General features: G+C 41.0%; 9 protein-coding genes and 1 pseudogene. 5 read left to right on the forward strand and 5 right to left on the reverse strand.

Going from position 1 to position 13034, the window contains the following annotated elements:
* Positions 1-106: 106 nt before the first annotated feature.
* Positions 107-2098, reverse strand: a complete 1992-nt coding sequence (locus ACQY1X_RS19440; protein WP_430013375.1) for an ABC1 kinase family protein — start codon at positions 2096-2098, stop codon at positions 107-109.
* Between the two features lie 505 nt (positions 2099-2603).
* Here ACQY1X_RS19440 and ACQY1X_RS19445 point away from each other — a divergent pair.
* A pseudogene (locus tag ACQY1X_RS19445) lies at positions 2604-3478 on the forward strand (ISAs1 family transposase); the annotation flags it as partial.
* A gap of 282 nt (positions 3479-3760) precedes the next feature.
* Here the strand turns inward: ACQY1X_RS19445 and arsC are convergent.
* The 4 genes from arsC to ACQY1X_RS19465 form a co-directional block, all read right to left on the reverse strand.
* Positions 3761-4159, reverse strand: coding sequence for an arsenate reductase, glutathione/glutaredoxin type (gene arsC / locus ACQY1X_RS19450; protein WP_069475695.1), 399 nt, complete (start codon positions 4157-4159; stop codon positions 3761-3763).
* 23 nt (positions 4160-4182) lie between these two features.
* Positions 4183-4830, reverse strand: coding sequence for an arsenical resistance protein ArsH (gene arsH / locus ACQY1X_RS19455; RefSeq protein WP_002750383.1), 648 nt, complete (start codon positions 4828-4830; stop codon positions 4183-4185).
* Positions 4831-4839: 9 nt separating this feature from the next.
* On the reverse strand, positions 4840-5985 hold the full coding sequence (gene arsB / locus ACQY1X_RS19460) for an ACR3 family arsenite efflux transporter (protein WP_103112036.1): 1146 nt from the start codon (positions 5983-5985) through the stop codon (positions 4840-4842).
* A 125-nt stretch (positions 5986-6110) separates the two neighbouring features.
* The gene (locus ACQY1X_RS19465; protein ID WP_002737698.1) at positions 6111-6449 is read right to left on the reverse strand and encodes an ArsR/SmtB family transcription factor; all 339 of its coding nucleotides are present in this window, start codon (positions 6447-6449) and stop codon (positions 6111-6113) included.
* Between the two features lie 194 nt (positions 6450-6643).
* Between ACQY1X_RS19465 and psb30 the strand changes: the two genes are divergently transcribed.
* From psb30 to ACQY1X_RS19485, 4 genes are all read left to right on the forward strand, one after another.
* A complete protein-coding gene (gene psb30 / locus ACQY1X_RS19470; RefSeq protein ID WP_002736367.1) occupies positions 6644-6763 on the forward strand; it encodes a photosystem II reaction center protein Ycf12/Psb30 in 120 nt (39 codons plus the stop codon).
* A 237-nt stretch (positions 6764-7000) separates the two neighbouring features.
* Complete coding sequence (locus ACQY1X_RS19475) at positions 7001-9334, forward strand: NACHT domain-containing protein (protein WP_430015025.1); 2334 nt, start codon at positions 7001-7003, stop codon at positions 9332-9334.
* A 10-nt stretch (positions 9335-9344) separates the two neighbouring features.
* Entirely contained in the window at positions 9345-10793 is a 1449-nt protein-coding gene (locus ACQY1X_RS19480; RefSeq protein WP_430015026.1) for a hypothetical protein, read from the forward strand.
* Between the two features lie 545 nt (positions 10794-11338).
* Positions 11339-12895, forward strand: a complete 1557-nt coding sequence (locus ACQY1X_RS19485; RefSeq protein WP_190537706.1) for a M16 family metallopeptidase — start codon at positions 11339-11341, stop codon at positions 12893-12895.
* Positions 12896-13034: the final 139 nt, after the last annotated feature.

Below are 13034 nucleotides of genomic sequence, written 5' to 3' on the forward strand. Positions count from 1 at the left end.
AACTTTAAAAACAGTTTAGCGTTTTTCTCGTAGCCGTGAAATTTATTTCACGGCCTTTATTGTCGGAAATGCTCAGATTTTGAGCAGTCGGTGGAACTGACAGAGGTTAATCGGCAGCGGGTAAAGCTTTCGATAATTCTCCATTTTGCCGATGATTTGGTCTATCAAATTCGAGAACTAGGTAACGAATTAAACGCGCTAGGGATTTTTGTAGCAAACCTTCAGCAATTTTTTGTCCCATCTGTTGGGTTTCCGGTTTAGCGATTAGTTTCGTCATCACTGGCACCATAGCCATGGCATCGAATCCTTTTGTTTCCTGTAAAATAATAAAGATGTTGCGAAGATGCTCAAAACTCTTAGCATCACCCAACAATTCTGGGGGAGTTTCTTGTACCGTTAAACCGACCTGTTGCCGGAAATTAACCGTGAGATTAAACCAAGTGCGACGGCCGAAATTATCGAGGGTATTTACTAACTCATTCACTAATTTTTCGCGGATAAATATACCCCTATCTGACAGAAGAAAATCTAATGCTTGTTCGCTGACTTTCTCGAAGTTAAAATCATTAGAATCTTTAGCATTACGCAAGAGATTTTCTAAACGATTCCAGCGAAAAGTACCGTCTTTAAACAATAAATCCCGCAGGGAATCTCGCAACTCCGTGGAAGGATCGGTTAGCAGACGTTTGGCAATATAAGGATAGGCTTTACTCAGTACCTTAAAATTAGGATCGATGCCAATCGCTATTCCCTCTAAAGTCACCATCGAGCGAATAATCAGGGCATAATAGGCAGGAACTCGAAAGGGAAACTCGTACATCATCGCCGACATTTTATCGGTGATACTTTTAAAGTTTAATTCTGCCACACTCGCCCCCAAAGCATTACCGAAAACTTCCGAAAAAGCGGGAATAATTGGCTCTAAATTGGTAGTTGGTGATAGGAAGTCTAGTTTAACATAATCCTTGGCCAGAGACTCAAAATCCCGGTTGACTAAATGCACCACCGCTTCGATTAAACCGTAGCGTTGATAGGGTTCAATATTGCTCATCATGCCGAAATCAAGATAAGCTAATTTACCATCGGGAGTCGCTAATAAATTACCCGGATGGGGATCTGCATGGAAAAATCCGTGTTCAAGTAATTGACGCAAAGAACACTGCACCCCCACATTAACTAAGTAGGTGGCATCAATACCTTGCGCTTGAATTTCTTTGATATTAGTTAATTTTGTGCCGTCCACCCACTCCATGGTTAAAACCCGTCGCCCGGTATATTTCCAGTAGATTTTGGGGATGTAAATTTCGGCAATGTGACCATAAAGTTGAGCGAATTTTTCGGCGTTTTGTCCTTCGTGCAGATAATTAATTTCTTCAAAAATACGACCAGCTAATTCGTCGGTAATTGCCACTAAATCGGAGCGAAGTCTTTTAACATTAATTTTCGCCCAACTCGCCAAACTACGCATGATATACACATCTAAAGTTATACAGCGAATCAAATCGGGACGCTGTACTTTAACGGCGACTCTCTCTCCGGTTTTTAATTTACCTTTATAAACTTGTCCTAGGGAAGCGGCCGCTATGGGATTGGGGGATAATTCTGCATAAATTTCTTCAGGAGAATAACCTAATTCTTCTTCGATAAAACGATAGGCGATTTCGTTAGGAAAAGAGGGAATTTGATCCTGGAGAGTGGTTAATTCTTCTAAATATAAAGGCGGTACTAAATCAGGACGGGTAGAGAGAGCTTGACCGATTTTAATATAGGTCGGTCCCAATTTGGTCAACATTTCCCGCAATTGTACAGCCCGTCTAATTTCATTTTTCGGCGATTTTCCCCGCAGTTTATCCCACCAGATACCGATGAGAAAAGATAAAACTGGTAGAGTAATTTCGATTAATCTCCCCACAACGTCTAGAGGTCGCCCACGGTAATAGTCGTTAATAACTTGGGGATTGTAGCGCCAACTCTCGGCCACGTTGTCATCCATGGGGCCGATATCTTCCCGATGCTCTTCGGGAATATGGACGGGCTGCACTTCAACAGTAATCGCTTCTTCGGGTTGCGTCTCTGGGGAGATCATCTGTTCGGACATAGTTCGGTGACGGGGCAGGGTGATTTGTAAACTATTGTAACAAGTATCGGCTTTCTGCCCGATCTTGTTTTTGTCTCCCTAGTTCTAGGTTCAGGTTGGCCGTCAACTTTCCCCGGATGGTTATCGGTGTTTTTGACGATTTCGAGGCTGATACTGCCCTGATTATCCTTAATTGTAGGTGTCAAAAAATAGGGCGGTAATTTGGCTGATTTCTAGGACTTTGTTCAATAATTAGAAGGGTAAGTAGTCGTGCAAAATTAATTTCTTGGTTAGGATAGGCACTCATGCAATAGGCAATAGGCAAAAGCTTTAGGCTCTACCGAAACTGTCATGCAAAACTATCAACAACTCATGCTTGTAAAGCTTGTACAATAGGGCTTTGAGTTTTTATTAGATTGATATTTATCAACTTTAGAGCATTGCTGGACAGAGAGGAAGCTTGGGGAATTTTCTACAGTGTAAGTTCGGAAGAACCAAGCTTTATCGAAATGTGTAATTAATTTTGCTTAGGTACTTAATAATGGGAATTAAATGTCAGAGTTTGTTAAAAATGTTTAATGAATGGGTATTAGAAGAATATGGACAAAGATATGATATAAATTGGCTAGACATAGATAGAAAAAGTCTCAAAAACACCCTAAAGAATCCTAACAATGAACAACAAAATTTTATCATGCTTGTCTCATTGTTTAGTCAAGAAAGTGTCACTGACCCTTTACATTGAGCTTGTCAAAATGTGTCGAAATGTGTCGAAGTGTGGATTAGTATTACACTTAAAAAGAGTCGAAAACAAAAAAGGGTCTGAAATCGACGAAGGTTAAGCTATAATTGAGGATTGCTCTTTCCAAAATAAAGTTTTTACTGGGGATGCTTGACACTGTCAGAAAAAAACAATCAGCTTAATAGCCAAGAGTAAAAATGATTATGTTATCACCGTCAAAATAATAGTCATGGACGAAAAATATCAAGAAAAATAGAAGTTTTTAAAGTGAGGAAAAATGAAAGACAAGGGTTTGAAAATCTGCGAAGAATTATTAAAGTAGAAAGAAGGGGTAGTCGCGGGGATAAAACTTATGAAGAAACAGCTTACTATATCAGCGGTCACTGAGCCTGTCGAAGTGTAGCCTAACCGAATCCGCTCAAGTATTTGCTAAAATTATTCGAGGATATTGGAAAATAGAAAATCAGTTACATTGGGTAAAAGATGTAATTTTTGAGGAAGATAAAAGCGAGATCAGTGATTTTCAAGCGGCAAGCAATTGGTCAATTCTCACAACTATAGGATTGAATCTTTTCAGAGGTTTGGGTTTTCTCTCAATCACGGAGGGACAGAAGTGGTTAGCTGAACGTTGGGAAAAATTGATAGTTTTATCGACGTAAGAAGCAGAAAAATTAGCTAAATTAACAGGATGTACTCTCAGACAACTTCAAGAGAGATAGGCTTTTAGTGCCTTGAGAACAAGTTTTATCAATTTATTCATAATAAATATTGGCAGAGGATTAAAGATTAGTTATTGTAACTAACTCTTTTGATTAGAAAAAGATAAACTTGAGAATCTTAAGTCAAATTTATTGACTCAAAATCAGCTGTACTTAATTTAAATGAATCAACCCTACCTTAATCCCCCCTTGATAAGGGGGGTGTCTGACAACTTTTAACAACTACCTACTTAACTGCTCGATTAATCTGATAACTTTAGCCTTAATTTCATCGCGAACTCGGCGAAAAGTTTCCATAGGTTGACCATCGGGATCATCAATTAACCAATCCTCGAAAATTTCCTGTAAAACCCATCCTTCCGGCAGATTGACACCGCAACCACATAGGGAGATAACGGCATCGTAATCTTCAGGATTAAAATCCCTAATTGATTTAGAAGTTTGGTCAGTAATATCGATACCAATTTCCCCCATAACTTCGATTGCTCCGGGGTGAACTTTGGCCGCTTCTAATCCAGAACTGGTGACAGCAATTTTACCCGCACCTAAAGTTTTAGCGAAACCTTCGGCGATTTGGGAACGACAGGAATTTTTTCTACAGGCAAACATGACTTTTTTCATGATTTTAACTCCTAGAAATTGATTTAATTAATAGCTTTATGGGCAATTGTGGCTATTTCTTGGGCGGCTTTTTCCTTTCTTTCACTATAGCGATCGGTCAGATAATCTACCTGATCTCGCAGGAGAATGGTAAACTTATAAAGTTCCTCCATCACATCAATAACTCGATCTCGATAGGGGGAATCTTTCATCGTGCCATCCTCGTTAAACTCCTGATAAGCTTTAGCCACCGAAGATTGATTAGGAATAGTAAACATTCGCATCCAACGACCAAGAATTCGCAGAGTATTAACCGCATTAAAAGATTGGGAACCTCCGCTTACTTGCATAACTGCTAAAGTGCGGCCTTGGGTAGGTCTAACCGCACCAATACTTAAGGGAATCCAATCAATTTGGTTTTTGATAATGCCGCTAATATTGCCGTGAAGTTCGGGAGATGACCAGACTTGACCCTCAGACCATTGACTTAATTCTCGTAATTCTTGCACCTTGGCATGAGTATCGGGAACACTGCCATAAATCGGCAATTCACGGGGATCAAAAAAGCGCACTTCTGCCCCATATTCAGTGATAATTCTGGCCGCTTCTTCTGCTAATAAACGACTGTAGGAACGTGGCCGCAAAGAGCCATATAGAAAAAGAATTCTTGGTTTGTGAGTCGATTGGATCATGGTGAATAATTATTTGTAAGGACTCAAGCAACGAGGATCGAGAAGGGTGGCTTTTTCTGGATCTCTGGGAAACCAAAAGGCGGTTTTTTTACAGAATTCTACCAACATTAACATCACAGGTACTTCAATCAATACCCCCACTACTGTCGCTAAAGCAGCCCCCGAATTCAATCCGAATAACATCACCGCAGTGGCGATCGCGACCTCAAAATGATTACTAGCACCAATTAAAGCAGCGGGAGCCGCATCTTCGTAAACTAAATTGAGTTTGAGAGCGGCCACATAACTAAGTAAAAAAATCAGATTAGTTTGAATAAACAGGGGAATAGCAATCAGGAAAATATGCAGGGGATTACTAACAATTAAATCGCCTTTGAAAGCAAAGAGGAGGATTAAGGTTAACAATAAGGCAGTGATTGCCACAGGACTGAGATAGTGAAGAAAACGCGATTCAAACCAGGCGCGTCCTTTATGTTTAAAAATCCAGTGACGGCTATAGATACCAGCAATAAGCGGTAAACCAACGTAGATTAACACAGAAAAAACAATGGTCTGCCAGGGGACTACAAAATTATTAGCTGCCAGTAACCATTTACCTAGAGGAGCGTAGAGAAAAAGCATCGCTAGGGAATTGACTGCTACCATAATTAGGGTATGACCCTGGTTACTGTAGGAAAGATAGCCCCACATCAAAACCATGGCCGTACAGGGAGCAATTCCTAGTAAAATAGCTCCAGCAGTGTAGGAACTAGCTAAACTTACCGTCTGTCCTCGGATAATCTCCGTTTGACTCAACCAAGGCAGAAACAGCCAGCCGAGAAAAAATTGAGCCAGCGCCACCATGGTAAAGGGTTTGATCAGCCAATTAACCACTAAAGTTAAAATAACTGGTTTGGGAGTACGGGCAGCCCGAAGAGCTTGAGAAAAGTCGATCTTAACCATGATCGGATACATCATGAAGAAAAGACAGATGGCGATCGGAATAGAAACGTTATAGATACTCATGGCATCTAAAGTCCGCGCTACGTCCGGAAATGACCGACCGAGGGCAATTCCCGCCAAAATACAGAAAATAACCCAAAGGGTAAGGTATTTTTCAAAAATACTAAGGCTACCGCCAGCTTTGGCGGCTTTAGGATTGATTTGATTAGTCATCGCACAAAGGTGGAAAGAGAATAATGGGAGATTGGGTAATCCACCTTTATTATTTCAAAAAAAGTTGATATGTCAAGGGTAAAAGCTAGTTATAAAGCTTTAATATTTCTAAAAATCTTGATTGGTTACTGATTTTCCTCGCAGAAACGAGCGGGGACGAGGGCAGCAAAACGACGATATTCGGATAGATATTCTTCTAGGAGAAGAAATTGAGATAGATTCAGGCTGTAGTAGATCCAACGACCCTCTTGACGACTGCGGACTAAATTAGCTTCTTTTAGCGTTTTTAGGTGAAAAGATAATTTAGATTGGGCGATATCGAGATGGTCGCGCAATTCACAGACGCATAATTCCTGATGTCGCAACAGTTGCAAAATTTGCAGCCGTAGGGGATCCGAGAGTGCCTGAAAACCAGTGTAAATTTGGGTTAACGAGTCGGGAGATGTGGTCAGAGAGTTGAACATTGAGATGGTCCCTCGGTGGGAAGGAAATAGGAAAGCGGGAAAATTCAGAATTGCAACAAAACTTTATGTATTTTTGTATCGAATCAGGAAAACCAGCGAATCATCCCCTGTATGATAGACAATGGTTTTGACCAGAGACAATGGTTTTGACCAGATTAGCCTTTTAAATCATTGTAAACAGGTTAGGAGACATCATGGAATTATTTGCGGCTCTCAATTTAGAACCCATTTTTCAACTCACCTTCGTGGCGCTAATCATGTTAGCTGGCCCCTTTGTCATTTTCCTACTAGCTTTTCGTGGTGGCGACCTATAAAAATCGCCTCCCACCCATTGTTATTCGTGCTTTTTTTGACTTCTCTCCTCTTTAGGGAGAGATTTTTTGTCTAAAAGTCAGGAGTCAGTTATCAGTTATCAGTTATCAGATGTGAGTTTTCAGTTATCATACTAAATCTGGTTATTAAAAACTGATTATTTATTCCCCCTCGTGCATGAGTGCCTCTCCTTATATGTAGCCTATACTGTATAAATCAGTTTTATATTGGTAGCCAGGATGTGGGAAAAAGGCAAAGAAACGGTACAGACAATGAAGTTTATTCACTGGAAAAAGCAGCAGTTATTGATGATTTTTGTCCTAGCGCTGGCAATTTCAGTCGCGTGGGGGACAATTTTGCCTGTTTTTACTCAAAAGCTTCCTGCACCTAATCCCTGTAACCAACTTAGGGGAGATATTCAAAATCGGGCAAAACAAGATGCAAAAGCTGACCAGTGGAATTTTTTCAATACTGATAAAAAGAAAAAGACAATTGGTGATATTTTAAATTTGTATAAAGAGGTAAATTCTCAAGCTTCTTGTTTTCCACAGGATGAATTATGGGATATCTATGAACAACAATATGATAGTAATAAATATCCTGCCTGGATACCTGTGATTGTTATTCTTGTTTTGGGTGGTATTTTGGGGACTGTTATTAGTGATACCTTAAAAAAATGGCTCAATCAGTCTTTAGAAGCGATTAGTAAATGGATTTATAAAACCTTTGCTGGAACACCCTTATTTGAAAATATTGCTCTTAAAAAGTATCGACAAGCATTAATTGATAAATATCAAAAACTTAATATACCTTTTCGTCCTCATCGTCCCCTAGAAATGCGGGAGATTTATGTTTCTTTAAAAGCTTTTAAAGCGAGCGATCGCTCTTTGATTGAAGCAGAAAATGCGGTGCAAAAATACCGCCGCTTAGTGGTTAAAGGTGCGCCTGGTTCGGGGAAGTCGATGTTATTAAAATATCTAGCACTTTCCTATTCAGAAGGACGATTCAAAAATTTATCGGATCGTCCCGTGCCAATTTTACTAGAATTGAACCGCCTCAATGAGGCTAATTTGACAGTAGAAAAGTTAGAACAACATTTAGTAGAAGCTTGCGATCGCCATAATTTTCCTAAAGCTAATCGTTTCATCTCTCAAGGTTTAAAAGACGGACGTTTGCTGCTGCTTTTAGATGGGTTAGATGAGGTTAGTAGTGGCGTTCGCTCTTCTGTTGTTCGGTGTCTTAAGGACTTTTTAGAATTAGAAAATTATAAAAAATGTCGAGTAATTATTACCTGTCGGACGGCTGTTTATCATGATGAGTTTGTCGATAATACCGAGGAAACTTTAGAGATTGACGAATTTAGTGACCAACAAATGCGCCGCTTTTTGCAAGCGTGGAAGTCGGAAATGCCGCCAGAGAAATCAGTAGAACAATTGATTCAAAACTTGCGAGCTAAACCGAAAATTATGGCACTGGCGCGGAATCCCCTACTGTTAACAATCATCGCTTATCTTTATACTGATACTCCCTTCGTTTTACCTCATTCGCGAGCCGAATTTTACACTAAAGCTACTGATGTTTTATTAGAATTGCGCGATCAAGAAAGAAATATTGATAATCAATATAGGGGTGTCAACAAGCGGCGAGTTCTGCAACATTTAGCACTCTATGCTCAGAATAGCACTAATCGACAACAGCAAGATCGCCGCAGTCTTCTTGATTCTGAAGTATGGGAACAAGTTAAACAAGTCTTACCTTCATTAAATCTAGAGCCTAAAGATGCTAATTCTATCGTTGATGAAATCGTCAAACGCAGTGGATTATTGCTTCGCATTGATGGCGGACAGCGTTATTATTTTCCTCATCTCACTCTACAAGAATATTTCGTAGCAGCAGCTTTAACAAACAGACAAGATGAATTAATTCAAAAATGGCAAAATGCTCCTAGCGACTGGCTAGAAATTGTTAAGTTATGGTGTGGATTGCCAAACAACAGTAGTACGGATTTAATTGCGGCGGTATATCAACAAGATACACTGACAGCATTTGAATGTTTAGCAGATGCTCAAGAAGTAACACCAGAAGTTGCTCAGGAGATTATAGATTATTTTAAGACACAATTGAAAACTGATGAATCAATTTGTAGTGCTTTCGGCTCAGTCGCGGCTGATTTTCGTCCTAGAGGGAAAGCATTATTTGATTTTTTAGTTGCTAGTTTAGATAATTCAGCCAGCCAAAAAGCAGCGGCTCAAGCCTTATCCGCCACTAATTTGCCTCAAGCAGTAGAAAAATTAGTTATTTACTATGATCCCAATCAACCCCATTTTATAGAAGTGCGAGAAGCGTTGATCAGAATGGGAGGTTTAGCAGTTAATCAACTAGAATCTTTAGCTCGAAAAGGCTCTATAGAAGCAATGGATGATCTAGTTAAAATTGCCATACCAGAAGCGGCTGAGGCACTTGAAAGATTGCAGGAAGATCCGAACTTAAGCGGAAAAGTAAGTTTTCGACTTGCAGCACTGTTGAAGGAGTTAGAAGATAGTCAAGCTGAACGCGATCGCACTCTATCATAAAGGAAAACTAATGCTATTCAGATTCATTCGCCGACTAAAAAATCGAGCCGTCAAACAAAAGCTCCAGCCACAAGAGGTAATCGAAACGGACTTAAATTGGATTTGGCAACCTTTTGAAAATTCAAGCAATTTTCAGTTCTCTGCTACTGTCAAGAAAGTTGCTGCTGCAATTATTGAAAGCTCTGCTGATGATATTCCCACAATCACTCTTGAAGTCGATCCTCGGTTAGTCATTCCTTTATGTGCGATTCAGTTACAAGATGAAATTAATCTGACTCAGTTGAGTTCTTTTAAAAATGAATTGGAATCGGTTTCACTTGAAAATTTAGACAATAAAATAGAGTTTGTTGATCGAGTTTTAAGTAAAATCACTCCAAACCAGCGTTGGTTATATTTATTTAATAGTCTGACACCTGAATTAAAATTTGCCTTACTGTTTCGCTTAATCAACTACCGCCGCCCCACAAGAAACGACTGGCGCAATCTTTTTAAAAAAATAGAATATGAGTTTAAAAAAGGCCGAGAATATCTAATTGTTTTAACTGTTGTCTTCTTGCTTTCTCTTGCATCTGTATTTGAAATATTCGCTATCATGTACAGTCAGCCAAAAAGTTGGGTTAATGGCTTGATGGCAATCACAATTGTTGTTGTCTTGTCTTTTTTAATAGTTTTATGGCAAAAATTTAAGGCCAAAGAAGAAAAATCAGAGCTATCAGAGCCAACTTTATTGATGCAATTGAGCTTACTGGGACCCTGGACGTTTTGCCGAGAATGGTATCGACTACTCAGAAAAAACCTAGTTTGGGAAGGAATAACAGCTTTGTATGAGGCTGTGGTTGGGGCTGGGGCTGTGGCTTGGGTTGTGGCTCGGAATGGGGGTTGGGCTTTGACTTTGGCTGGGGTTGGGGCTGTGGCTGTGGCTTGGGCTGTGACTGTGACTGTGACTGTGGCTGTGGCTTGGGCTGTGACTGTGACTGGGGCTGTGGCTGGGGTTGTGGCTGTGGCTTGGGCTGTGACTGTGACTGTGGCTGTGGCTGTGGCTGCGGCTGGGGCTGGGGATGTGGGTGTGCCTGTGGGTGTGCCTGTGGCTGCGGCTGTGAGTGTGCCTGTGATTGTGGCTGTGACTGGGGATGTGGCTGTGGCTGTGGCTTGCGCTGTGGCTGGGGCTGGGGTTGCGGCTATTGGCTTTGGTTTGGGAATTTGGTATCGGGCTAAAGAAAAAACAGATTGGCTATGGGTGCGATTCTTGTCGATATTAGCTTTTCCCTGGTTTTGTTGGTTTCCCATTGTATTTGGGTTTACCTCTTTTGCTCTGTATCATCGCCTATCTTGGGAATGGCAATCAATATCCCTATTTTGGCTAGTTATCTTCGGATTTTGTGCTGTCCTTTGGGTGCGAGGTAAAAAATTAGAAGAAAAAGCCCGCAACCCCCTCAGAGGCATTTTAGATGGGCAGTAATAGTCGCCCAAACAGTAATAAACTTGACGATGTTATAGAAATTCTTCTACTGTTGAGATACAGTGAACAGTAAACAATGAAATGACAACTGATAAGGGACTTGCGCTTTGATAATGTACCTTTTGGGCGAACGCAGTTCGCCCCTACATTGTGGGCAAAATCCGTTACTGTAGGGGCGCAAAGCTTGCGCCCTCCGATCGATTGGGATATTATTCCCACGCAAGTCCCTAAGCTGTTCGTAATTTAAATTGCTTGTTGAGACGAGGCAAAAGGCAAGAGGCAAAAGGCAACAGTAAAGGGATTGGGGGAGGTTCGGCTAATCTAAGAATAAGCGGTTTAAATGCGTCTTAGCTTAACTGTTTACTGATTACTGTTTACTGAAAAGCCCCCATTGCCACTTCCCCACTTCCCCACTTCCCCACTTCCCAATTCATAATTTATAATTCATAATTCACAATTCCCACTCCCCCTCTCCTAACAATCGACTGCTAAGATCGAACAGAGCGATCGATCTCTCGCTCCCACGACACCTGATAAAACTATCTATGATCATTAAAAATAACCCCTATTATCGGGCTGTAATCGGCTTTTGGGTCGCTTTCCTTGTGTTTTGGGGTTTTGGGAGTTTCTCACCCCTTCTTGCCCAAGCGAAAGAGGAACCAGCCGATGTACAATCGATTACCCCCTACCTTAAGCAATTTCAACAAAAAATTACCGAATTTCGCCTCGATAACGGACTAAAATTTATTATCCTAGAAAATCGCGATGCCCCGGTTATTTCCTTTGTCACCTACGCGGATGTGGGAGGTGCCGATGAACCAGACGGTAAAACAGGAGTTGCCCACTTTTTGGAACATTTAGCCTTTAAAGGCACAAAAACCATCGGTACTAGCGATTATCTTAGCGAGAAAAAAGTCCTCGATCGCCTTGAAGCTATAGACAAAGAACTGCAAGCGGCCAAAAAAGCAGGTAAAAGCGCAGAAGTGGCTAAATTAACGGAAGAATTTCAAAAAACTAAGGCAGAGTCCGAGAAATTCGTCCAACGCAACGAATACGGGCAAATTGTCGAAACTCAGGGGGGAGTCGGTTTAAATGCCACCACTTCCAGCGATGCAACTAGCTATTTTTACAGCTTCCCGTCGAATAAATTGGAATTGTGGATGTCTTTGGAATCGGAACGATTTTTAGAACCGGTGTTCCAACGGGAATTTTACAAAGAAAAAGACGTAATTCTAGAAGAAAGACGGATGCGGACGGATAATAGCCCCTTGGGTCTATTAATCGAAGCTTTTCTCGATCAAGCTTATACTGTCCATCCCTACAAACGTCCCGTTATCGGCTACGATCGAGATATTCGCAATCTGGAACCCTCAGATATCCAAAACTTTTTCGATAAATTTTATCCTGCCAGTAATTTAACCATAGCTATCGCCGGGGATGTGGACCCAGAACAGGTCAAACAGTTAGCTAAAGTTTATTTTGGTCGTTTTCCCGCTAAACCGAAACCCCCACAGGTGACGGTAGTGGAACCGAACCAAACCAAAACCAAGGAAATTACCCTAAAATTAGCCTCGCAGCCTTGGTATTTAGAAGGATACCATCGTCCCGCCCTCAATCATCCCGATCATGCGGTTTACGAGGTTATTGCCACTTTAATGAGTGAAGGAAGAACTTCGCGACTGTATAAAGCTTTAGTGGAGGACAAACAACTTGCCCTCGCTGCCCAGGGATTTAACGGCTTTCCGGGGGATAAATACCCGAATTTGCTGTTATTCTATGCTCTCAGCGCTCCTAATGTCAGCCTGGAGGAAGTAGCGCAGGGTTTAAATTTGGAGTTGGAAAGATTGAAAAATGAACCGGTTTCGGAACAGGAATTAGAACGGGTTAAAAATCAACTACGGGCAGCCCTATTAAGAGGTCTTGATTCTAACATGGGCATGGCGCGATCCTTGATTGAATACGAGGTAAAAACCGGCGATTGGCGTAATTTATTCGCCCAATTAGATGCTTATAATGCTGTCACGGCAGCTGATATTCAACGGGTGGCTAAAGAGACTTTTACCCCGGAAAATCGCACTATTGGCCGAATTTTACCGAAATAGAGAGATGGGGAGATAGGCGATTTTTCAGTGAGCGGTATTAAGTGAGCATGATTAAATGGCAGTTTTCTCCTGTCTTTTCACTGATTACTGTTTACCGATCCTTGAAAAAACCTACCTTCTCTCCTCCCCAGTGCAGTCT

The organism is Microcystis protocystis FBCC-A270, assembly GCF_050500235.1.
Classification (GTDB): Bacteria; Cyanobacteriota; Cyanobacteriia; order Cyanobacteriales; family Microcystaceae; genus Microcystis; species Microcystis ichthyoblabe_A.